We start from the raw sequence: 22,996 nt of genomic DNA, 5'->3' as shown, positions 1-22,996 counted from the left end.
TTTCGTCGGCAAACGTCCGACGGTGGTCAGCTCATGGGTGGAACGTTGACTATTCGGCACGATGCTTCAGGGTCACCAGTACTGCTTCGGCGTGGAACGTGAACCAGGGAGGATCGGGTCGGGCACGCTGTTGGGTGTCTGAGGGTACGGACCGTGAGGTCTGTCCTTCTGATGCCGGCCCCAGTGAACTCACCACGATGTTGGTGGGGTGATGGGTGGCTGGTCGTTGTTTGAGAACTGCACAGTGGACGCGAGCATCTGTGGCCAAGTTTTTAAGGGCGCACGGTGGATGCCTTGGCACCAGGAACCGATGAAGGACGTGGGAGGCCACGATAGTCCCCGGGGAGCCGTCAACCAGGCTTTGATCCGGGGGTTTCCGAATGGGGAAACCCGGCAGTCGTCATGGGCTGTCACCCATACCTGAACACATAGGGTATGTGGAGGGAACGAGGGGAAGTGAAACATCTCAGTACCCTCAGGAAGAGAAAACAACCGTGATTCCGGGAGTAGTGGCGAGCGAAACCGGATGAGGCCAAACCGTATGCGTGTGATACCCGGCAGGGGTTGCGCATGCGGGGTTGTGGGATCTCTCTTCTGTCGTCTGCCGGCGACAGGACGAGTCAGAAACCGTTGGTGTAGGCGAAGGACATGCGAAAGGTCCGGCGTAGAGGGTAAGACCCCCGTAGCTGAAACATCAACGGCTCGTTTGAGAGACACCCAAGTAGCACGGGGCCCGAGAAATCCCGTGTGAATCTGGCGGGACCACCCGCTAAGCCTAAATATTCCCTGGTGACCGATAGCGGATAGTACCGTGAGGGAATGGTGAAAAGTACCGCGGGAGCGGAGTGAAATAGTACCTGAAACCGTGTGCCTACAAGCCGTGGGAGCGTCGCTGGCAGCACTTGTGCTGTCAGTCGTGACTGCGTGCCTTTTGAAGAATGAGCCTGCGAGTTAGCGGTGTGTAGCGAGGTTAACCCGTGTGGGGAAGCCGTAGCGAAAGCGAGTCCGAACAGGGCGATTGAGTTGCACGCTCTAGACCCGAAGCGGAGTGATCTAGCCATGGGCAGGTTGAAGCGGCTGTAAGAGGTCGTGGAGGACCGAACCCACCAGGGTTGAAAACCTGGGGGATGACCTGTGGTTAGGGGTGAAAGGCCAATCAAACTCCGTGATAGCTGGTTCTCCCCGAAATGCATTTAGGTGCAGCGTCGTGTGTTTCTTGCCGGAGGTAGAGCACTGGATAGGCGATGGGCCCTACCGGGTTACTGACCTTAGCCAAACTCCGAATGCCGGTAAGTGAGAGCGCGGCAGTGAGACTGTGGGGGATAAGCTCCATGGTCGAGAGGGAAACAGCCCAGAGCATCGACTAAGGCCCCTAAGCGTACGCTAAGTGGGAAAGGATGTGGAGTCGCAGAGACAACCAGGAGGTTGGCTTAGAAGCAGCCACCCTTGAAAGAGTGCGTAATAGCTCACTGGTCAAGTGATTCCGCGCCGACAATGTAGCGGGGCTCAAGCGTACCGCCGAAGTCGTGTCATTCCAGCATATAGGGCCAACGCCTGCTGGGATGGGTAGGGGAGCGTCGTGTGCCGGGTGAAGCTGCAGCGGAAGCTAGTGGTGGACGGTTCACGAGTGAGAATGCAGGCATGAGTAGCGATACACACGTGAGAAACGTGTGCGCCGATTGACTAAGGGTTCCTGGGTCAAGCTGATCTGCCCAGGGTAAGTCGGGACCTAAGGCGAGGCCGACAGGCGTAGTCGATGGACAACCGGTTGATATTCCGGTACCCGCTTTGAAACGCCCAGTATCGAGCCCATTAATGCTAAGGCCGTGAAGCCGTTCCGGACCCTTCGGGGAATGGAAAGTGGTGGAGCCGCCGGCCCAAGGTGGTAGTAGGTAAGCGATGGGGTGACGCAGGAAGGTAGTCCAGCCCGGGCGGTGGTTGTCCCGGGGTAAGGGTGTAGCCCGTCATCTAGGCAAATCCGGATGACATATAAGGGTGAGACCTGATGCCGAGCCGATTGTGGTGAAGTGGATGATCCTATGCTGTCGAGAAAAGCCTCTAGCGAGTTTCATGGCGGCCCGTACCCTAAACCGACTCAGGTGGTCAGGTAGAGAATACCGAGGCGTTCGGGTGAACTATGGTTAAGGAACTCGGCAAAATGCCCCCGTAACTTCGGGAGAAGGGGGGCCACGTCCGGTGATGAGTCTTGCACTCTGAGCTGGGGGTGGCCGCAGAGACCAGCGAGAAGCGACTGTTTACTAAAAACACAGGTCCGTGCGAAGCCGTAAGGCGATGTATACGGACTGACGCCTGCCCGGTGCTGGAACGTTAAGGGGACCGGTTAGTCACATTTCGGTGTGGCGAAGCTGAGAACTTAAGCGCCAGTAAACGGCGGTGGTAACTATAACCATCCTAAGGTAGCGAAATTCCTTGTCGGGTAAGTTCCGACCTGCACGAATGGCGTAACGACTTCTCGACTGTCTCAACCATAGGCCCGGTGAAATTGCACTACGAGTAAAGATGCTCGTTTCGCGCAGCAGGACGGAAAGACCCCGGGACCTTTACTACAGTTTGATATTGGTGTTCGGTTCGGCTTGTGTAGGATAGGTGGGAGACTTTGAAGCGGCCACGCCAGTGGTTGTGGAGTCGTCGTTGAAATACCACTCTGGTCGTGCTGGATGTCTAACCTCGGTCCGTGATCCGGATCAGGGACAGTGTCTGATGGGTAGTTTAACTGGGGCGGTTGCCTCCTAAAGAGTAACGGAGGCGCCCAAAGGTTCCCTCAGCCTGGTTGGCAATCAGGTGTTGAGTGTAAGTGCACAAGGGAGCTTGACTGTGAGACCGACGGGTCGAGCAGGGACGAAAGTCGGGACTAGTGATCCGGCGGTGGCTTGTGGAAGCGCCGTCGCTCAACGGATAAAAGGTACCCCGGGGATAACAGGCTGATCTTCCCCAAGAGTCCATATCGACGGGATGGTTTGGCACCTCGATGTCGGCTCGTCGCATCCTGGGGCTGGAGTCGGTCCCAAGGGTTGGGCTGTTCGCCCATTAAAGCGGTACGCGAGCTGGGTTTAGAACGTCGTGAGACAGTTCGGTCCCTATCCGCTGCGCGCGCAGGAACATTGAGAAGGGCTGTCCCTAGTACGAGAGGACCGGGACGGACGAACCTCTGGTGTGCCAGTTGTCCTGCCAAGGGCATGGCTGGTTGGCTACGTTCGGAAAGGATAACCGCTGAAAGCATCTAAGCGGGAAGCCTGCTTCGAGATGAGTGTTCCCACCTCCTTGAGAGGGTAAGGCTCCCAGTAGACGACTGGGTTGATAGGCCAGATGTGGAAGCCCGGTAACGGGTGGAGCTGACTGGTACTAATAGGCCGAGGGCTTGTCCTCAGTTGCTCGCGTCCACTGTGTTTGTTCTGAAGCAATGAACAGCCGTCAGAACCGGTTTCCGGTTCCGGTGTTCAACTTCATAGTGTTTCGGTGGTCATAGCGTTAGGGAAACGCCCGGTTACATTCCGAACCCGGAAGCTAAGCCTTTCAGCGCCGATGGTACTGCAGGGGGGACCCTGTGGGAGAGTAGGACGCCGCCGAACAAATCTTCAACGCTGGTCCCTGAACTTCGGTTCGGGGGCCAGCGTTTTTTTGTGCCCGCTCACCTGGCGTTCATGTGGCAAGAGGACGATCCGCTGTCATGAGGATGACAGGAGCGCTCAAGTCTGCCGGTGTCGCGACCGGTGACGAGGTGATCGTGCCGGCCTACGACACTGGCGAGTTGGCCCGGGCCGTCGCCGCCGCCGGGGCGGTGCCGGTGTTCGCCGACATCGATCCGCTGACCTACTGCCTGGCCCCGGACGCCGTCGGCCAGGTCGTCACGACCAGGACCGCCGCTGTCATACTCGTACACCGCTTCGGGCATCCGGCCGAATCCGCGCGGTTCTCTGAACTGGCCGCCAGGCGTGGGATGTTGATCCTTGAGGAACAGGACCGTGCCGGTCTCGACGGGGAGGTGGCTCAACGGCGGGAGCGGGCCCGGTACTTGGACCGGCGGCTCGTCGGCGTGGAGACGCCCGCACCCGCCGAGGGGCATCGCTATCAGCGGTACGTCGTGCGGGTGCCCGGCAATGGGCGGCCCGACCGGGACGCGTTCGCGCGGCTCTTGCGGCGGCGCGGAGTTCAGTGCGAGGTGCCCGTGCCCATTCCCGTACATCGGATGAGGGAGTTCCGGCGGGACGGGTGGGTGCTTGGCGAGACCGAGCGGGCTGTTGACGAGACGCTCGCGCTGCCTTCGCTCGACGGGCTTTCCGAGGCGGAATTGCGGCGGTTGGTGTCCGTCTGCAACGCGCTCGGCGGGCTGCTGCAACCCGCATAGCCGGAACCTGCGACCGTGGTTCGGAACACCGTCTGATTCGGGGTATGCTTTATCTCGTTGGTGAGGGGGAAACCCCGAAACACCAACCGGCCCCTATAGCTCAGTCGGTAGAGCGTCTCCATGGTAAGGAGAAGGTCTGCGGTTCGATTCCGCATGGGGGCTCAGTAATCCGAAAGGCCCCGCCCAATGGGCGGGGCCTTTCGCATACCCTCTGGCGGTTATCGCTTGGCCTGCTCCGGGATGCGCATGGACAGGATCGCCATGTCGTCGGAGGCCGGTTCGGCGGCGAAGCGCTCGACCGCGCGCAGCACACGGGCCGCGACCGCGCCGGCCGTCAGGCCGGTGCACGAGGCGAGCACGTCGGTGAGGCCGTCGTCGCCGAGCATGCGCGTGCCCTCGCGGCGCTCGGTGATGCCGTCGGTCACGCAGAGCAGGACGTCGCCCGGGTCGAGGGTGATCGTCTGCTCGTACAGCTCCAGGTCCTCCATCACGCCGAGCAGGGGCTGCGGGTCCGCGGCCGGTTCGACCGAGCCGTCCTGGCGCAGGCGCAGCGGGAGCGGGTGGCCGGCGCAGACGATCTTCAGGATGGCGCTGCCGTCCTCCTGGGGCCACAACTCCCCGTAGAGGAGCGTAAGGAAGCGGCTGCGGGCGCCCTCGTCGAGGATCGCCGCGTTCAGGCGCTCCAGGACCGCCGGGCCGCCGAAGCCCTCGCGGGCGAGCAGACGCAGGGCGTGCCGGGCGAGGCCGGTGACCGCGGCGGCCTCCGGGCCCGTACCGCAGACGTCGCCGATGGCGAAGCCGTACGCGCCGTCGCGGATGGGGAAGAGGTCGTAGAAGTCGCCGCCGACCTCGTTGCCCTCGCCGGCCGCGCGGTAGATCACCTCGACCTCGACGCCCGGGATCTGCGGCAGGCCGGGCGGCAGCAGGGAGCGCTGGAGGGAGCGGCTGATGGCCATGCGCTCGGAGTACAGACGGGCGTTGTCGAGGGCGAGGGCGGCCCGGCGGGACAGGTCCTCGGCGAGTTCGAGAATCTCCTGACGGAAGTGGTCGTCCGACGGTTTGCCGAGTGTCAGCATGCCGATGACGCGGTTGCGGGCCACCAGCGGCAGTACGACGGTCTCGCCGCCCACTGCGGCCGCCGTCGACAGGGTGGTGCCGAGGCCGCCGCCCGTGTGGGGGCTGCCGGAGCGGCTGAGGTCGCGCATGGAGACGCGGAGCGCGGCTTGGTGGGCGGCTTCGCCGGGGGCGGTCCAGACGCGAGCGCCGGGGGTGGGCACCGGCTCCGGCGGGTTGATCTTGGAGAGGAGGGCCTTGAGGCCGTCGATGCGCTCCTCGTCCTCGTGGAGCACGTACGAGAGGTACGGGTCCGAGGCCTGGTCGGCGATCGTGTAGACGGCGCACCAGGTGGCCAGGGTCGGGACGGTCATCTGGGCCATGAGGGCCAGCGTCTGGTCGCGGTCCAGGGTGCCGGCGAGCAGGTCGGAGGCCTCGACGAGGAAGCTCAACGAGCCTCTGCGCAGGCGTTCCAGCTCGCCCAGGCGGGCCGATTCGACGGCGAGCGCGATGCGGTCGGCGGCGAACTGGAGGCGCAGGGCCTCCTCGTTGGAGTAGCGGCCGGGGGATTCGGCGGCGACGCCGAGCGAGCCGGTGAGGCGGCCCTCGACCTTGAGCGGGACGGTGACGACCGAGCGCATCCCGGTGCTTTCGAGCAGCGGTACGGCGCCGGGCACGGCCGCGAGGTCCTCGTGGACGGCGGGCATCCGGGCCGAGCCGTACCGTCCGGTGCCGGCCTCGACGGGGACCCGGGCGAAGCGCTGGCGGGCCGAGGGGAGGCCGGTGGTGGCCCGCACCTCCAGCTCGGTCTCGTCGTCCGTGGCGAGCAGCAGGAAGGCGGAGTCGCCGTCCAGCATGTCGCGGGCGCGCTCCACGGTGCGCTGGAGCAGGCCGTCGAGGTCGTCGGGGGCGGGGGAGCCGATGAAGACCTCGAACGGGTCGACGTTGCGGCTCTCGCCCAGGGCGACCGGGTCGGTCGCGGGCTGGCGTGCGGGGCTCTGCAGGACCGCCCGCTCGTCGTCGCGTACGAGCAGGCAGACCGTGGACGGCTCGCCCTCGGTGTCGCGGACCCGCAGGTGCGAGGCGTACACGGGGACGACACGGCCGTCGGCTCCTCTTATCCCGTACGTGCCTTCCCAGCGCGAGAGTTGGAGGGCCTCGACGATGCCGGTGGAGGTGCCGGGGGTGTGCGGCCAGGCCGCGAAGTCGGTGAGCGCCTTGCCGGTGACCTGCTCGGCGGGGTATCCGAAGAGCTCCTCGGCGTCCTCGTTCCAGGCGCGGACGGCACCGGCGCGGTCGATCTGGACGACCGCGACGCGGACTCTGCCGTCGGTGACGGGGAGCAGCGCGGTCGGCAGGGCCGGGCCGGCGGAGCGGGTGCCCACGGGGCGGTTGGGGAGGTCGAGTTGGAACCAGACATTTTTTCTGGTTGGCGTGTACTCGACGCCCCAGCGGGAGGCGAGGGCGGCGCAGAGCAGCAGGCCACGGCCGTTCTCGCGGTCGGGTCCGGCGATGTCGGCGGGGGAGCCGAGCAGCGGAACCTCACGTTCGGGGTAGCGGTCGGCCACTTCGACGCGTACGCCGTCGTCGGAGCGCAGGCACAGGACGTCCGCCTTGGTGCCGGCGTGGACCACCGCGTTGGTGACGAGCTCGCTGGTCAGGACCACGGCGTCGTCCACGACGTCCGCATAGCCCCACCCCTGGAGGGTGTCCCGGACGAAGGCGCGGGCGGTCGCGACCGACCGCCCGACAGGGTCGAAGCTGGCTGCCGCCCGCGCGGTGATCACAGAACTCCTCGTACGCGTCTGGTCGCCCGGATTTCCTTGCCGGGGCTCCGGAACGTGCTCTCCGGGAATCAACAGTCCCATGTCGGCCCGCCCCCTCCGGTGTCCCGTGGTCGTCCTTTGTGCCGCCCTCCCCCAAGCTTTACCGAGCAGAAGGGTACGAACCGCCCCCATGCCGGGCGGACCGGGGCGGTTGGACAGCCGGAAGCCAGGTTACTTACCTTCGCTGTCCGAGCGGATGCCGGTCACCAGTGTTTCCGCCCTCCGTGGGCGGGGACGGATATGCGAAGCTGCCGAACTGTTATGGCCTGGTTCGGCCATGGTGAAACACTGGGCATGCTTCCGGAGACAGCCCGGGCAGTGCGGTCAACCCTTGCGGGAGGGACACGGTGGAGTCTGGCGCAGCAGCGCGGGGCGTAAGCACGCGCGCGAAAGACGATCAGTCCCGGACTCAACAGGCCCGGAGTCACAAGCGTGGAAGTAACGGTACGACCGAGGTGGACACGGCGGCGCTGCAGCGGTTGCTCGCGGCCCTCGCGTCGATGCGGGACGGGAATTTCCGCAAACGCCTGACGGTGTCCGGCGACGGGCTGATGACGGAGATCGCGGCCGTCTTCAATGAGGTCGCGGACCGCAATCTGCATCTGACCGGCGAGATCGCCCGGGTGCGCAGGATGGTCGGGCGCGAGGGAAAGCTGACCGAGCGGCTTGAGAACGGCGCTTGCGAGGGCTCCTGGGCGGCTGCGATCGACGCTTCCAACGCGCTGGTGGACGATCTCGCGCGGCCGGTCTCGGAGGTCGGTCGGGTGCTCTCGGCGGTGGCCGAGGGCGATCTGGAACAGCGGATGGACCTGCGGTCGCACGGCAGTGACGGCGCGGAGCGGCCGTTGCGCGGGGAGTTCCTCAAGGTCGGGCGGACCGTCAACAACCTGGTCGACCAGCTGTCCGCCTTCACCGATGAGGTGACGCGGGTCGCCCTTGAGGTCGGCACGGAGGGCAAGCTCGGCGGTCAGGCCCAGGTGCGCGGTATGTCCGGTTCCTGGAAGGATCTGACGGATTCCGTCAACACGATGGCGTACCGATTGACGGCACAGGTACGTGACATTGCTCTCGTCACCACCGCTGTCGCCAAGGGCGATCTGTCGCGCAAGGTCACCGTGCACGTGGCCGGCGAGATGCTCCAGCTGAAGAACACCGTCAACACGATGGTCGACCAGCTGTCCTCCTTCTCCTCGGAGGTGACCCGCGTCGCGCGCGAGGTGGGCACCGAGGGCGAGCTCGGCGGGCAGGCGCAGGTGCCGGGCGTGGCCGGGGTGTGGAAGGACCTCACCGACTCCGTCAACGTGATGGCGACGAACCTGACCGCCCAGGTGCGCGGCATCGCCCAGGTGACGACGGCCGTGGCGAGCGGCGACCTGTCGCAGAAGGTCACGGTCAACGCGCGCGGCGAGGTCGCGCAGCTCGCGGAGACCATCAACCAGATGACCGAGACGCTGCGTACGTTCGCGGACGAGGTCACCCGCGTCGCCAACGAGGTCGGCGCCGAGGGGCTCCTCGGTGGACAGGCGCAGGTGCCCGGTGCCGCCGGGACGTGGAAGGACCTCACGGATTCCGTCAACACCGTGTTCCGCAACCTGACGACCCAGGTGCGGGACATCGCGCAGGTGACGACGGCGGTCGCCAGTGGTGACATGACCCAGAAGGTCACCGTCGACGTGGCCGGCGAGATGCTGGAGCTGAAGAACACCGTCAACACGATGGTGGACCAGCTCCAGTCGTTCGGTTCCGAGGTGACCCGGGTCGCCCGCGAGGTCGGCATCGAGGGCCGGCTCGGCGGGCAGGCGGAGGTGCCGGGGGCCGCCGGGACGTGGAAGGACCTGACGGATTCCGTCAACACCGCGTTCCGCAACCTCACTGGGCAGGTGCGGGACATCGCGCAGGTGACGACGGCGGTCGCCAACGGCGACCTGTCGCAGAAGGTCACCGTCGATGTCGCGGGCGAGATGCTGGAGTTGAAGAACACCGTCAACACGATGGTGGCGCAGCTGTCGTCGTTCGCCGACCAGGTCACGCGCATGGCGCGGGACGTGGGCACCGAGGGCCGCCTCGGTGGCCAGGCGCGCGTCGACGGCGTCTCGGGCACCTGGAAGGAACTCACCGACTCCGTCAACTTCATGGCGGGAAACCTGACTTCACAGGTGCGTCAGATCGCCCAGGTGACGACGGCGGTGGCCCGGGGTGACCTGTCGCAGAAGATCGACGTGGACGCCCGTGGCGAGATGCTGGAGCTGAAGAACACCATCAACACGATGGTCGACCAGCTCTCCGCGTTCGCCGAGCAGGTCACCCGCGTCGCCCGCGAGGTCGGCACCGACGGCCGTCTCGGCGGCCAGGCGCAGGTGCCCGGCGTCGCCGGGGTGTGGCGCGATCTGACCGACTCCGTGAACGGCATGGCCGGCAACCTCACGGCCCAGGTGCGCAACATCGCCCAGGTCGCCACGGCGGTGGCCCGGGGTGACCTCTCCCAGAAGATCGACGTGGACGCGCGCGGCGAGATCCTGGAGTTGAAGAACACGCTCAACACGATGGTCGACCAGCTCTCCAACTTCGCCGAGCAGGTCACCAGGGTGGCCCGCGAGGTGGGCACGGAGGGCATCCTGGGCGGCCAGGCCGAGGTGCAGGGCGTGTCCGGCACCTGGAAGGACCTCACCCAGTCCGTCAACTTCATGGCCAACAACCTGACTTCACAGGTGCGCAACATCGCCGAGGTGACGACGGCGGTCGCCGAGGGCGACCTCTCCAAGAAGATCACCGTCGACTCCAAGGGCGAGATCCTGGAGCTGGTGACGACCGTCAACACCATGGTCGACCAGCTGTCCAACTTCGCCGACGAGGTCACGCGGGTGGCCCGCGAGGTGGGCACCGAGGGCATCCTGGGCGGCCAGGCGCGGGTGCGGGGGGTCACCGGCATCTGGAAGGACCTCAGCGACAACGTCAACCTGATGGCCGCGAACCTGACGACCCAGGTGCGCAACATTTCCCGGGTCTCGGCGGCGGTCGCCAACGGAGACCTCACCAAGAAGGTGACGGTCGAGGCGCGCGGCGAGGTCGCCGAACTCGCCGACACCGTCAACACGATGGTGACGACCCTTTCCTCGTTCGCCGAGCAGGTCACCAAGGTGGCCCGCGAGGTGGGCACGGACGGCATCCTGGGCGGTCAGGCCCGGGTGCCCGGCGTCTCGGGGACGTGGAAGGACCTCACCGAGTCGGTGAACTCCATGGCCGACAACCTCACCGGACAGGTGCGCCAGATCGCCACCGTCACCACCGCCATCGCCCAGGGCGACCTCACCAAGAAGATCGACATCGATGCGCGCGGCGAGATCCAGGAGCTGAAGAACACCATCAACACGATGGTCGACCAGCTCTCCTCGTTCGGCCAGGAGGTCACCCGGGTCGCCCGCGAGGTCGGCACCGAGGGCCAGTTGGGCGGCCACGCCCGGGTGCGCGACGTCGACGGGACCTGGCGCGATCTGACCGAATCGGTGAACGAGATGGCCGGGAACCTGACCCGGCAGGTCCGTGCCATCGCGGCCGTCGCGACCGCGGTGACCCGAGGCGACCTCAACCTGAAGATCGACGTGGACGCGGCGGGCGAGATCCAGGCCCTCCAGGACAACATCAACACCATGATCGCCAACCTGCGCGACACCACCGTCGCCAACAAGGAGCAGGACTGGCTCAAGGGCAACCTGGCCCGCATCTCCGGCCTGATGCAGGGCCGCCGGGACCTCGACGACGTGGCCTCGCTGATCATGACCGAGCTGACGCCGGTCGTCTCCGCGCAGCACGGCGCGTTCTTCCTGGCCATGCCCACGGGCGGCGCCCCGGAGGTCAGCGCGGAGGGCGACGGCTCGTACGAGCTGCGGATGCGCGGGAGTTACGGGTACTCGGCCGGGTCCATGCCGACCTCCTTCCGGCCCGGCGAGACGCTGATCGGCACGGCCGCCGAGGAGAAGCGGACCATCCTGGTGGAGAACGTGCCGCCGGGCTACCTCAAGATCTCCTCCGGGCTCGGCGAGGCGCCGCCCGCGCATGTGATCGTGCTGCCGGTGCTCTTCGAGGGGAAGGTCCTCGGGGTGATCGAGCTGGCCTCGTTCCAGCCGTTCACGCACATCCAGAAGGACTTCCTCAACCAGATCGCCGAGATGATCGCGACCAGCGTCAACACCATCTCGGTCAACTCCAAGACCGAGGTGCTGCTCAAGCAGTCGCAGGAGCTCACCGAGCAACTGCGCGAGCGGTCGGCCGAGTTGGAGAACCGGCAGCGGGCCCTTCAGGCCTCCAACGCCGAGCTGGAGGAGAAGGCCGAGCTGCTCGCCCAGCAGAACCGCGACATCGAGGTGAAGAACACCGAGATCGAGGAGGCCCGGCAGGTCCTGGAGGAGCGCGCCGAACAGCTCGCCGTCTCCATGCGCTACAAGTCCGAGTTCCTCGCGAACATGTCGCACGAGCTGCGTACGCCGCTCAACTCCCTGCTCATCCTCGCCAAGTTGCTCGCCGACAACGCGGAGGGCAACCTCTCGCCGAAGCAGGTCGAGTTCGCCGAGACGATCCACGGGGCCGGTTCCGACCTGCTCCAGCTGATCAACGACATCCTCGACCTCTCCAAGGTCGAGGCGGGCAAGATGGACGTCTCGCCGACCCGGATCGCCCTGGTCCAGCTGGTCGACTACGTGGAGGCCACCTTCCGTCCGCTCACCGCGGAGAAGGGCCTCGACTTCTCGGTACGGGTCTCGCCCGAGTTGCCCGCGACGCTGCACACCGATGAGCAGCGGCTGTTGCAGGTGCTGCGTAACCTGCTGTCCAACGCGGTGAAGTTCACCGACAGCGGGGCCGTCGAGCTCGTCATCCGCCCGGCCGGCTCCGATGTCCCGCACGCCATCCGGGAGCAGCTCCTGGAGGCGGGCTCGCTGCGCGACGCCGACGCCGACCTGATCGCGTTCTCGGTCACCGACACCGGCATCGGGATCGCGGCCAGCAAGATGCGGGTCATCTTCGAGGCGTTCAAGCAGGCGGACGGCACGACCAGCCGCAAGTACGGCGGCACCGGCCTCGGCCTCTCCATCAGCCGCGAGATCGCGCGGCTGCTCGGCGGCGAGATCCACGCTGCGAGCGAACCGGGCCGCGGCTCCACCTTCACGCTGTATCTCCCGATGCACCTGAGCGAGTTGCCCCCGCAGGGCTATCCGCAGCTCGCCCCCGGCAGCATGGAGGGCGCGGCCGGGCTCGCCATCGAGGCCGCACGGCCCGAGTTCGCACAGCACAACGGGGGGCCGCACGCGGCGGAAGTCTCCCAGCCGGGCACGGCCGGTCTTTTCCGGCGGCGCCGCAAGGCGCTCGGCTCGGACGGGCAGAAGGAGGCCGCGAGGCCCGGGCAGTCCGTCGCCACCGGCGAGAGCTGGGAGGCGGCCGAGCCGGAGCGGGCCGCCGCGCGGACGTTCCAGTTCGCCGGCGAGAAGGTCCTGATCGTCGACGACGACGTACGCAACGTCTTCGCGCTCACCAGCGTCCTTGAGCAGCACGGGCTTTCGGTGCTGTACGCGGAGAACGGGCGGGAGGGCATCGAGGTCCTCGAACAGCACGAGGACACCGCGGTCGTCCTGATGGACATCATGATGCCCGAGATGGACGGCTATGCGACGACCTCAGCGATTCGCCGGATGCCGCAGTTCGCCGGGCTGCCGATCGTCGCGCTCACCGCGAAGGCGATGAAGGGGGACCGCGAGAAGGCCATCGAGTCCGGCGCTTCCGACTATGTGACGAAGCCGGTCGACCCGGACCATCTGCTCTCCGTCATGGAGCAGTGGATGCGAGGGAAGTGATCGTCGGCTGTGCGAATGACCGGGCGTTGCTGACTGACTGTGGCCGAAGGCGTGTGAGGCGGCGGTATTCGGGGAACCTTCTGGTCTCCCACTGCGTTTCTGCTACGTGCACAGTGACATCGCGGTGACAGGGTGTGGCGACAGGCGGGGTGCGGCTACCATGACCGGCACAAGGACGGGCGACGCAAGGGAGTCGTCCCCTGGGGCGGCGCCCGGTGCACTGCCGGGGCGAGGAGGACGGGCCATGGTGCAGAAGGCCAAGATCCTCCTGGTCGATGACCGGCCGGAGAATCTGCTGGCGCTGGAGGCCATCCTCTCTGCGCTCGATCAGACACTGGTGCGGGCATCGTCAGGGGAGGAAGCGCTCAAAGCGCTGCTTACGGACGATTTCGCGGTCATTCTGCTGGACGTCCAAATGCCCGGAATGGACGGGTTCGAAACCGCCGCGCACATCAAGAGGCGTGAGCGGACGCGGGACATCCCGATCATCTTCCTCACGGCCATCAACCACGGCCCCCATCACACGTTCCGCGGTTACGCGGCGGGCGCCGTGGACTACATCTCGAAGCCGTTCGACCCCTGGGTGCTGCGCGCCAAGGTGTCGGTCTTCGTCGAGCTGTACATGAAGAACTGCCAGCTGCGCGAGCAGGCGGCCCTGCTGCGGCTCCAGTTGGAAGGCGGCGCCCAGGGCGGCGCGGCCAAGGAGTCGGCGGGTCTGCTCGCCGAACTGTCCGCGCGGCTCGCGGCAGTTGAGGAGCAGGCCGAGGCGCTCTCCAAGCAGCTCGACGACGAATCCGCCGACGCCGCGGCGGTCGCCACCGCCGCCCACCTGGAGCGCAAGCTCACCGGTCTGCGGCGGGCGTTGGACGCGCTGGAGCCCGGCACCGGCGGCGCGCCCACGCTCCCTTCGCAGAACTGACGACCGGGATCTGACGTCGCGTTCGGCTGACGTGGCGTCAGATCTCTTGCGGCGTACGACACGGACGGGTGAAGCCGTAGGCACACGTGTCCACCGCCGCCGACCCAGGTAACCTCAGCACCATGGCCTCACGTACGTCCGGCAAGGGTTCCCAGGGCACGGCGGGCACCGCGAAGCGCACCGGCCGTACCCCGGCGAAGAAGGCTGCGCCCGCGAAGAAAGCCGCGGCCCCCAAGGCACCCGCGAAGAAGACCGCCGCGAAGAAGGCGGCGCCCAAGCCCGCACCCAAAGCGGCGCCCTCCCCGACCGGGGGCGTGTACAAGCTCGTGCGCGCCGTCTGGCTCGGCGCGGCCCACGGGGTGGGCGCGATGTTCCGCGGAATAGGCCGCGGCGCCAAGGGACTCGACCCGGCCCACCGCAAGGACGGCGTGGCCCTGCTGCTGCTCGCTCTCGCGCTGATCGTCGCCGCCGGCACCTGGTCCAATCTGCGCGGCCCGGTCGGCGACCTCGTACAGATGCTGGTGACCGGCGCGTTCGGCCGGCTCGACGTCGTCGTGCCGCTGCTGCTCGGCGCCATCGCGATCCGGCTCATCCTCTACCCCGAGAAGCCCGAGGCCAACGGGCGGATCGTCATCGGCCTGTCCGCGCTCGTCCTCGGCGTCCTCGGCCAGGTCCACATCGCGTGCGGCTCACCCGGCCGGAACGACGGCACCGACGCCATGCAGGACGCGGGCGGCCTGATCGGCTGGGCCTCGTCCAAGCCGCTCGAATTCACGCTGGGCGACGTGCTCGCCGTGCCGATGCTCGTGCTGCTCACGGTCTTCGGACTGCTCGTGGTCACCGCGACGCCGGTCAACGCCATCCCGCAGCGGCTGCGGCTCCTCGGCGTCAAGCTCGGCGTCCTCGAACCGCTCCCGGACGAGGCCGGCGACGAGGAGCCGTACGACGACGAGTGGCGCGAGCCCGCGCCGCGCACCCGCCGCCGCTCCGCCACCCCCGTCGAGCAGGCCCCGGAGCGGGCCGAGGAGGAGGCGCTCTCGCGGCGCCGCAAGCCCCGGCGGGCCTCGGTGCAACCGGCGTTCGAGAACGGCCTCGACCCGGTCGACGTGGCCGCCGCCGCGGCCGCGGCGCTGGACGGCGCCGTACTGAACGGCCTGCCCCCCTCGCCCGTCGTCGCCGACCTCACGCAGGGCGTCTCCGTCGAGCGGGACCGCGAGCAGGCCACCCCGCTGCCGATCGCCCGGGCCGCCGAGCCCGAAGCACCGGCCGAGCCCACGGCCCCGAAGGCCACGGCGCCGAAGGCCACGCCGGGCGCCCTGCCCGTCGTGCCGGATCTGACGAAGTCCGCGCCCTCGGCCGCCGAGCCGCTGCCCCCGCGCGCCGAGCAGCTCCAGCTCGCCGGCGACATCACCTACGCGCTCCCCACCCTCGACCTCCTGGAGAAGGGCGGGCCCGGCAAGACCCGCAGCGCCGCCAACGACGCCGTCGTCGCCTCGCTGCAGAACGTCTTCATGGAGTTCAAGGTCGACGCCAACGTCACCGGGTTCACGCGCGGCCCGACGGTCACCCGGTACGAGGTCGAGCTCGGGCCGGCCGTGAAGGTCGAGCGGATCACCGCCCTCGCCAAGAACATCGCGTACGCCGTCGCCAGCCCCGACGTGCGGATCATCTCGCCGATCCCGGGGAAATCGGCGGTCGGCATCGAGATTCCCAACACCGACCGCGAGATGGTCAACCTCGGCGACGTGCTGCGCCTCGCGGACGCGGCCGAGGACGACCATCCGATGCTGGTGGCGCTCGGCAAGGACGTCGAGGGCGGCTACGTCATGGCCAACCTCGCGAAGATGCCGCACGTCCTGGTCGCCGGAGCCACCGGTTCCGGAAAGTCCTCCTGCATCAACTGCCTCATCACCTCCGTGATGGTGCGGGCCACGCCCGAGGACGTGCGCATGGTGCTCGTCGACCCCAAGCGCGTGGAGCTGACGGCGTACGAGGGCATTCCGCACCTCATCACGCCGATCATCACCAACCCGAAGCGGGCCGCCGAGGCGCTCCAGTGGGTCGTGCGCGAGATGGACCTGCGCTACGACGACCTCGCCGCGTTCGGTTTCCGCCACATCGACGACTTCAACGAGGCGATCCGCAACGGCAAGGTGAAGCTGCCCGAGGGCAGTGAGCGCGAGCTGACGCCGTATCCGTACCTCCTGGTGATCGTCGACGAGCTCGCCGACCTGATGATGGTCGCGCCGCGCGACGTGGAGGACGCGATCGTCCGCATCACCCAGCTGGCGCGCGCCGCCGGCATCCACCTGGTGCTCGCCACCCAGCGGCCCTCGGTCGACGTCGTCACCGGCCTGATCAAGGCGAACGTGCCCTCGCGGCTCGCGTTCGCGACCTCCTCGCTCGCCGACAGCCGGGTCATCCTCGACCAGCCGGGCGCCGAGAAGCTGATCGGCAAGGGCGACGGCCTGTTCCTGCCGATGGGCGCGAACAAGCCGACCCGGCTCCAGGGCGCCTTCGTCACCGAGGACGAGATCGCGGCCGTCGTCCAGCACTGCAAGGACCAGATGGCCCCGGTCTTCCGGGACGACGTCACCGTCGGCACCAAGCAGAAGAAGGAGATCGACGAGGAGATCGGCGACGACCTGGACCTGCTCTGCCAGGCGGCCGAGCTGGTCGTGTCGACGCAGTTCGGCTCCACCTCGATGCTCCAGCGCAAACTGCGCGTCGGCTTCGCCAAGGCGGGCCGGCTGATGGACCTGATGGAGTCGCGGAGCATCGTCGGCCCCAGCGAGGGCTCCAAGGCGCGGGACGTTCTGGTCAAGCCGGACGAACTCGACGGAGTGCTGGCGGTGATCCGAGGAGAGGCTCCCTGAGTTTGGCGGGGGGTGAATTGGGGTAGATAGGTGGGCTATCAGCGGGCAGAATCTGTCGGCTGACAGCCGACCGGCCCAAACAGCACTCGTACGGGATCCCCGAGCAACCGTTTCCCTTGGCCGTACGTCAAGTTGAGGGGGACGTGAAAGCAAGTGTGGTCAGTGTTCCGCCGTCAGGGGCGCGGCCATACCGATGGCGTACAAACTCCGCTCTCCCGGTTGCCCCACTCTTTCGTACCCCCCCTAGACTGAACACCCAGCAGGTGGCTCACGCTCGAAAGGCGCCCCCGTGTCCATCGGCAACTCTCCCGAAGACGACCGGCCTCCGATCGAAGACGACGGGCCATCGATCGGCCGCGCACTTCAGCAGGCCCGAATCGCCGCCGGACTGACGGTCGACGAGGTCAGTTCCACCACGCGGGTGCGCATCCCCATCGTGCACGCGATCGAGCAGGACGACTTCTCGCGCTGCGGCGGTGACGTGTACGCGCGCGGACACATCCGTACGTTCGCCCAGGCCGTCCACCTCGACCCCGACCCGCTGGTCGCGCGGTACGACGCCGCTCACGGCGGCCGTCCCGCGCCCACCCCCGCGGCCCCCCTGTTCGAGGCGGAGCGGATCCGGCCCGATCCGCGCCGGCCCAACTGGACCGCCGCCATGGTCGCCGCGATCGTCGTGGTCGTCGGCTTCGTCGGATTCACGATGTTCAGCGGCGGCGACAAGAGCAAGGGCGGCACCTCCGTCGCCGAGGGCCCCGCCCAGCAGAAGCTGCCCACGTCGTCGGCCAGCCCCGCCCCCGCCAAACCCCCGGCCCCCAAGCCGACGCCGTCCGACAGCGCCATCGCCGCGGTCCCGGCCGACAAGGTCACCGTCAAGGTCACCGCGATCAACGACAAGAGCTGGATCTCGGCCAAGGACCACAACGGCAAGATGCTCTTCGACGGCCTGCTCCAGAAGGGCGAGGCCCAGACGTTCCAGGACGGCCAGCAGGTCGACCTGATCCTGGGCAACGCCGGGGCGATCGAGCTCTACGTCAACGGCAAGAAGATCGACAGCAAGTTCGAGGACGGCCAGGTCGAGCGCCTGAGCTACACCAAGGGCGACCCCCAGGCCGGCTGACGCCCCGGGCCCACGACCCTCGCGGCGGGGGCGTGGGCCAGGACAAAGTAGTCTTGAGTCCATGCCCGAACGCCGCACCGTCGCCCTTGTCACTCTTGGCTGCGCCCGTAACGAGGTGGACTCGGAGGAGCTCGCAGGCCGCTTGGCAGCGGACGGCTGGGAGCTCGTCGAGGACGCATCGGACGCGGACGTCGCCGTCGTCAACACCTGCGGATTCGTCGAAGCCGCCAAGAAGGACTCCGTCGACGCCCTCCTCGAAGCCAACGATCTCAAGGATCACGGCAAGACCCAGGCCGTCGTCGCGGTCGGCTGCATGGCCGAGCGGTACGGCAAGGACCTCGCTGAGGCGCTGCCCGAAGCCGACGGAGTGCTCGGCTTCGACGACTACGCCGACATCTCCGACCGCCTCCAGACCATCCTCAACGGCGGCATCCACGCCTCGCACACCCCGCGCGACCGGCGCAAGCTGCTGCCGATCAGCCCGGCCGAGCGCCAGGACGCCCCCGACGTGGCGCTGCCCGGGCACGCCCAGGACAGCGCCCCCGAGGACCTCCCCGACGGTCTCGCGCCCGCCTCCGGGCCGCGCGCCCCGCTGCGCCGCCGGCTCGACACCAGCCCGGTCGCCTCCGTGAAGCTGGCCTCCGGCTGCGACCGGCGCTGCTCGTTCTGCGCCATCCCGTCCTTCCGCGGCTCGTTCATCTCGCGCCGCCCCAGCGACGTGCTCGGCGAGACCCGCTGGCTGGCCGAGCAGGGCGTCAAGGAGGTCATGCTGGTCTCCGAGAACAACACCTCGTACGGCAAGGACCTCGGCGACATCCGGCTGCTCGAAACGCTGCTCCCGGAGCTCGCCGCGGTCGACGGCATCGAGCGGGTACGGGTCAGCTACCTCCAGCCGGCCGAGATGCGGCCGGGCCTCATCGACGTACTGACGTCGACCGAGAACGTCGTGCCGTACTTCGACCTCTCCTTCCAGCACTCGGCGCCCGGCGTGCTGCGCGCGATGCGGCGCTTCGGCGACACCGAGCGGTTCCTCGAACTGCTCGACACGATCCGCGCCAAGGCGCCGACGGCCGGTGTGCGGTCCAACTTCATCGTCGGCTTCCCCGGTGAGACCGAGGAGGACTTCAAGGAGCTGGAACGCTTCCTCACGGCCGCCCGCCTTGATGCCATCGGCGTCTTCGGCTACTCCGACGAGGAGGGCACCGAAGCGGTCGGCTACGAGGGCAAGTTGGACGCGGACACCATCGCCGAGCGGCTCGCGCACCTGTCGAGGCTCGCCGAGGAGCTCACCGCGCAGCGCGCCGAGGAGCGCATCGGCGACACCGTGCGCGTCCTGGTCGAGACCGTCGACGAGGAGGACGGTGCGGTCGGCCGGGCCGAGCACCAGGCGCCCGAGACCGACGGCCAGGTGATCTTTACTGAGAGCGCCGGTCTTGCGCCCGGCCGTATCGTCGAGGCCAAGGTGGTCGGAACCGAAGGTGTCGACCTCGTGGTCGAGCTGCTTGACGGGGTTGAGGAGGCGGGCAGATGACCGGAGTCCCGGCATCGGCGGCGGGCGGAACCGGCCGGACGCCGGCGCCCGGCGGCAAGCTGGGCGCTGCGGCCGTCAACCAGGCCAGCCTCTGGAACATCGCCAACATCCTCACGATGATCCGGCTCGTGCTCGTGCCGGGCTTCGTCATGCTGCTGCTCGCGGACGGCGGGTACGACCCGGCGATGCGGGCCTGGGCCTGGGCGGCCTTCGCCGTCGCCATGATCACCGACATCTTCGACGGACACCTGGCGCGCACGTACAACCTGGTCACCGACTTCGGGAAGATCGCCGACCCGATCGCCGACAAGGCGATCATGGGCGCCGCGCTGATCTGCCTGTCGCTGCTCGGCGATCTGCCGTGGTGGGTCACCGGAGTCATCCTGTTCCGGGAACTCGGGATCACGCTCATGCGTTTCTGGGTCATCCGGCACGGAGTGATTCCGGCCAGTCGCGGCGGCAAGCTCAAGACCCTGGCCCAGGGCACCGCGACCGGCATGTACGTCCTGGCGCTGACGGGCCCGCTGGCCACCCTGCGCTTCTGGGTGATGGCCGTCGCGGTGGTGCTCACGGTCGTCACGGGGCTCGACTACGTGCGCCAGGCGATTGTGCTGAGGCGCAAGGGAATTGCCGCGCAGCGCGCCGCCGGGGGATCCGCGTTGTGAGCGAGGCGGCCAGGGTTCTGCGCCTGCTCACGGAGCGTGACCAGACGCTCGCGGTGGCGGAGTCGCTGACGGGCGGCCTGGTGGCCGCCGAGCTGACCTCGGTGCCCGGCGCCTCGCGTGTTTTCCGCGGTTCGGTGACGGCGTACGCGACCGACCTGAAGCGGGACGTCCTGGGTGTGGACGGGACCCTTCTGGCCGAGCGCGGGGCGGTCGATCCCGATGTCGCGCTGCAGATGGCGGCGGGGGTGCGCGAGGTGCTCGGGTCGAGCTGGGGGATCGCGACCACGGGCGTCGCGGGACCCGAACCACAGGACGGCCAACCGGTCGGGACGGTATACGTTTCGGCCGTTGGTCCGGCGGGAGCCAAGAAAACCGTCGCATTGCGGTTGAACGGCGACCGGGCGGAAATTCGTATGGAGAGTGTACGCAGCGTGCTCGAACTGCTCTCCAGTGAACTCCGCAAGGATGGGCGGGCACAGGATACGGAACAGAACGGGGGGATTTGATGTTTGCAGCCCTGAGTGAACACGACATCGCTCCCCGCACGGCCGCGGCGCGAGGCGGTACGGTGGGGCGTGAAGGATGCGGCTACGCGGTCCGAGGAGGGAGCCACCGATGATTCTGCTCCGTCGCCTGCTGGGTGACGTGCTGCGTCGGCAGCGCCAGCGCCAGGGCCGTACTCTGCGCGAAGTCTCCTCGTCCGCCCGAGTCTCACTCGGCTATCTCTCCGAGGTGGAGCGGGGGCAGAAGGAGGCATCCTCCGAGCTGCTCTCCGCGATCTGCGACGCGCTTGACGTACGGATGTCCGAGCTCATGCGGGAAGTCAGCGACGAGCTGGCACTCGCCGAGCTCGCTGCCTCTGCGGCAGCGAGTGACCCGGTGCCGGTGCGTGCGCCGGTACGTCCGATGCTCAATTCGATCTCCGTGACGTCGGTGACTGGTGTGCCGACGGAGCGGGTGACGATCAAGGCGCCCGCGGAAGCGGTGGACGTCGTCGCGGCCTGATCTTCAGGCTCGCGCCCAGGCTTGTACTGAGCCCCGGTTGGCCACTTGGTGGCCAACCGGGGCTCAGCCCTTTTCCGCCGCGCCCGTTTTAGGGCTTCTGTGGCAGGGTGGTAGGAGATCGCGCAAACGTCCGCATGGTCCGTACGGGAGTTCCCCTCGTTCTGCTTCCGCGGGCGTTCCGTCCGGAGTGGAGGGAATGCATGTCCTACATCAAGAGCCCGCTGTCCGACGCCGACCTCAAGGTGGTCGGTGACGCTCTGCAGGGTGCGCTGGTGGATCTCGTGGACCTCTCGCTGGTGTCCAAGCAGGTGCACTGGAACGTCGTCGGCCCGCGGTTCCGGTCCGTACACCTCCAGCTCGACGAGGTCGTCGACACCGCGCGGCTGCACTCGGACACGGTGGCTGAGCGGGCCTCCGCCGTCGGCGTCAGCCCGGACGGGCGCTCCGCCACGGTGGCGAAGTCGAGTGCGATCGACACCGTGCCGGACGGCTGGATCAAGGACGCCGAGGCTGTGAAGGTCCTGGTCGCCGCGCTCGGCGTGGTGATCGGCCGGATGCGCGAGCGCATCGAGGCGACCGCCGACCCGGACCCGATCAGCCAGGACATCCTCATCGGGCTCACGGCCGACCTCGAAAAGCATGCGTGGATGTTCCAGGCGGAAACCGTCTGAACCGCTGTACGCGACCACACGCCGCCGCGCACGGATACACCGTGCACGGGCCGGGTCGTACGCGGTGAAGCGCGGGCGACCTGGAGCGCTCCGGGCCTGCCCCCGGTGCGCCCTCCCGGCGGGTTTCCCGGCGGTCTAGCGTCGGCCCGAGGAGGCGGCCCATGGCGGTGGCGGTGCGTTGGGTGCCCGCGCTGGTCGTTGCGGCGCTGTGGTGGTGGGCCGTGCTGCGCGTGGTGCTGGTGCCCGGCCAGACGGGATTCGTCGAGGGGGCGATGGTCGCGGGCGGCTGGGGGCTGAGCCTGCTGCCGGTCCACGTGGCATCCGAGCCGCGTGCGCGGTCCGGCTCTACCAGGGCATCGAGACGCCGCCGTTCGGACGGATGATCTGGCCCGTCGTGAACGACGAGGCGTCCGCGGCGAGATGCAGTACGGCGTGCGCGATGTCCTCGGGTTCGCCGAGCCGCGCGAGCGGGGAGAGCCGCAGCATCGTCGACTCGATCTGCTCCTGCTGCTCGGCGGCGTGCTGGTCGGTCATGGGGGTGCGGACCCAGCCGGGGGCGATGGCGTTCACGCGGATCCCGTGCGGGCCCAGTTCGCAGGCGAGCGTCCGGGTGAGCTGGACGACCGCGACCTTCGAGACGCTGTAGCAGAACAGGCCCGGCCGCGAGGAGTCCACAGCGCCCGAGGCCATGGTGACGATGGAGCCCCGGATGCCGTGGGCGATCATCGTGCGGGCCGCCTCCTGGCAGGCGTGGAGCACGCCCCGGAAGTTGACGGACAACACCCGGTCGAGGTCCGCGTCCTCGGTGTCCAGGACCGAGCTGGTGTGCATGATGCCCGCGATCGCCGCCACGATGTGGACCGGTCCGGCGGCTTCCAGGGCCGCCTTGACCTGCGCGCGGTCCGAGACGTCGAGCGGGTGGGCATGGGCGGTGCCGCCCGCCTTGGTGATCAGTGCCAGGGTCTCCGCCAGGCCCGCCTCGTCGCGGTCCGCGCAGTGCACCGTGGCACCCGCCTCCGCGAGGAGCAGGGCACTGGCGCGGCCGATCCCACTGGCTGCGCCGGTGACGAAAGCCGTACGGTCGCTGAGGTCGTACGCCGTGAGGGGCATGCCGGGACGGT

General features: G+C 67.9%; 13 protein-coding genes, 1 tRNA gene and 2 rRNA genes. 14 read left to right on the top strand and 2 right to left on the bottom strand.

What is annotated here, in order from left to right; translation table 11 throughout:
- Window positions 1-262 precede the first annotated feature (262 nt).
- The 4 genes from OHA17_RS11025 to OHA17_RS11010 all read left to right on the top strand — a co-directional run bounded on the left by OHA17_RS11025 (window position 263) and on the right by OHA17_RS11010 (window position 4,528).
- Window positions 263-3,387, top strand: a 23S ribosomal RNA gene (locus tag OHA17_RS11025).
- Between the two features lie 86 nt (window positions 3,388-3,473).
- Window positions 3,474-3,590, top strand: a 5S ribosomal RNA gene (gene rrf / locus OHA17_RS11020).
- Between the two features lie 98 nt (window positions 3,591-3,688).
- A complete protein-coding gene (locus OHA17_RS11015) occupies window positions 3,689-4,366 on the top strand; it encodes a DegT/DnrJ/EryC1/StrS family aminotransferase (protein ID WP_406506239.1) in 678 nt (225 codons plus the stop codon).
- A gap of 89 nt (window positions 4,367-4,455) precedes the next feature.
- Window positions 4,456-4,528: transfer RNA gene (locus OHA17_RS11010), tRNA-Thr, on the top strand.
- Between the two features lie 56 nt (window positions 4,529-4,584).
- On the opposite strand, the gene OHA17_RS11005 is transcribed toward OHA17_RS11010, so the two are convergent.
- Entirely contained in the window at window positions 4,585-7,287 is a 2,703-nt protein-coding gene (locus tag OHA17_RS11005) for a SpoIIE family protein phosphatase (protein WP_398879786.1), read from the bottom strand.
- Window positions 7,288-7,592: 305 nt separating this feature from the next.
- Here OHA17_RS11005 and OHA17_RS11000 point away from each other — a divergent pair, with 305 nt between their 5' ends.
- The 10 genes from OHA17_RS11000 to OHA17_RS10955 all read left to right on the top strand — a co-directional run bounded on the left by OHA17_RS11000 (window position 7,593) and on the right by OHA17_RS10955 (window position 22,258).
- Window positions 7,593-13,088: a HAMP domain-containing protein gene (locus OHA17_RS11000; protein WP_406506237.1), complete on the top strand. Its 5,496-nt coding sequence runs from the start codon at window positions 7,593-7,595 to the stop codon at window positions 13,086-13,088.
- A 244-nt stretch (window positions 13,089-13,332) separates the two neighbouring features.
- Window positions 13,333-14,007: a two-component system response regulator gene (locus OHA17_RS10995; RefSeq protein ID WP_398879790.1), complete on the top strand. Its 675-nt coding sequence runs from the start codon at window positions 13,333-13,335 to the stop codon at window positions 14,005-14,007.
- A gap of 122 nt (window positions 14,008-14,129) precedes the next feature.
- Window positions 14,130-16,883 carry a DNA translocase FtsK gene (locus tag OHA17_RS10990; RefSeq protein WP_406506234.1) on the top strand — a complete coding sequence of 918 codons (2,754 nt, stop codon included), beginning with the start codon at window positions 14,130-14,132 and terminating at the stop codon, window positions 16,881-16,883.
- A gap of 289 nt (window positions 16,884-17,172) precedes the next feature.
- Window positions 17,173-18,003 (top strand): helix-turn-helix domain-containing protein, encoded by an 831-nt coding sequence (locus tag OHA17_RS10985; RefSeq protein WP_406506233.1) that lies wholly within the window; start codon window positions 17,173-17,175, stop codon window positions 18,001-18,003.
- Window positions 18,004-18,064: 61 nt separating this feature from the next.
- On the top strand, window positions 18,065-19,534 hold the full coding sequence (gene rimO / locus OHA17_RS10980; protein ID WP_406506231.1) for a 30S ribosomal protein S12 methylthiotransferase RimO: 1,470 nt from the start codon (window positions 18,065-18,067) through the stop codon (window positions 19,532-19,534).
- Window positions 19,531-20,199, top strand: coding sequence for a CDP-diacylglycerol--glycerol-3-phosphate 3-phosphatidyltransferase (pgsA, locus tag OHA17_RS10975; protein ID WP_406506229.1), 669 nt, complete (start codon window positions 19,531-19,533; stop codon window positions 20,197-20,199). Before rimO ends, pgsA begins: the two co-directional genes overlap by 4 nt.
- A complete protein-coding gene (locus OHA17_RS10970; protein WP_398879797.1) occupies window positions 20,196-20,705 on the top strand; it encodes a CinA family protein in 510 nt (169 codons plus the stop codon). The genes pgsA and OHA17_RS10970 overlap by 4 nt, the downstream gene beginning before the upstream one ends.
- A 109-nt stretch (window positions 20,706-20,814) precedes the next feature.
- Window positions 20,815-21,204 carry a helix-turn-helix domain-containing protein gene (locus OHA17_RS10965; RefSeq protein WP_053726410.1) on the top strand — a complete coding sequence of 130 codons (390 nt, stop codon included), beginning with the start codon at window positions 20,815-20,817 and terminating at the stop codon, window positions 21,202-21,204.
- Between the two features lie 200 nt (window positions 21,205-21,404).
- The gene (locus OHA17_RS10960; RefSeq protein ID WP_406506227.1) at window positions 21,405-21,875 is read left to right on the top strand and encodes a Dps family protein; all 471 of its coding nucleotides are present in this window, start codon (window positions 21,405-21,407) and stop codon (window positions 21,873-21,875) included.
- A 167-nt stretch (window positions 21,876-22,042) separates the two neighbouring features.
- Complete coding sequence (locus OHA17_RS10955; RefSeq protein WP_107090549.1) at window positions 22,043-22,258, top strand: hypothetical protein; 216 nt, start codon at window positions 22,043-22,045, stop codon at window positions 22,256-22,258.
- Here the strand turns inward: OHA17_RS10955 and OHA17_RS10950 are convergent.
- Window positions 22,221-22,985, bottom strand: coding sequence for an SDR family NAD(P)-dependent oxidoreductase (locus OHA17_RS10950; RefSeq protein ID WP_406506225.1), 765 nt, complete (start codon window positions 22,983-22,985; stop codon window positions 22,221-22,223). The genes OHA17_RS10955 and OHA17_RS10950 overlap by 38 nt on opposite strands.
- Between the last annotated feature and the right edge of the window lie 11 nt (window positions 22,986-22,996).

The organism is Streptomyces sp. NBC_00212, assembly GCF_045206365.1.
Classification (GTDB): Bacteria; Actinomycetota; Actinomycetes; order Streptomycetales; family Streptomycetaceae; genus Streptomyces.
Note: the sequence above shows the minus strand (reverse complement) of the source record. Positions and strands in the feature narration are given on the sequence as shown.

What these genes read in the sequence shown, in the direction of transcription:
- OHA17_RS11015 (WP_406506239.1), top strand. Translation starts at nt 3,689, where the DNA reads ATGAGGATGACAGGAGCGCTCAAGTCTGCCGGTGTCGCGACCGGTGAC.
- OHA17_RS11005 (WP_398879786.1), bottom strand. Translation starts at nt 7,287, where the DNA reads ATGGGACTGTTGATTCCCGGAGAGCACGTTCCGGAGCCCCGGCAAGGA.
- OHA17_RS10995 (WP_398879790.1), top strand. Translation starts at nt 13,333, where the DNA reads ATGGTGCAGAAGGCCAAGATCCTCCTGGTCGATGACCGGCCGGAGAAT.
- OHA17_RS10990 (WP_406506234.1), top strand. Translation starts at nt 14,130, where the DNA reads ATGGCCTCACGTACGTCCGGCAAGGGTTCCCAGGGCACGGCGGGCACC.
- rimO (WP_406506231.1), top strand. Translation starts at nt 18,065, where the DNA reads ATGCCCGAACGCCGCACCGTCGCCCTTGTCACTCTTGGCTGCGCCCGT.
- pgsA (WP_406506229.1), top strand. Translation starts at nt 19,531, where the DNA reads ATGACCGGAGTCCCGGCATCGGCGGCGGGCGGAACCGGCCGGACGCCG.
- OHA17_RS10965 (WP_053726410.1), top strand. Translation starts at nt 20,815, where the DNA reads ATGATTCTGCTCCGTCGCCTGCTGGGTGACGTGCTGCGTCGGCAGCGC.
- OHA17_RS10960 (WP_406506227.1), top strand. Translation starts at nt 21,405, where the DNA reads ATGTCCTACATCAAGAGCCCGCTGTCCGACGCCGACCTCAAGGTGGTC.
- OHA17_RS10950 (WP_406506225.1), bottom strand. Translation starts at nt 22,985, where the DNA reads ATGCCCCTCACGGCGTACGACCTCAGCGACCGTACGGCTTTCGTCACC.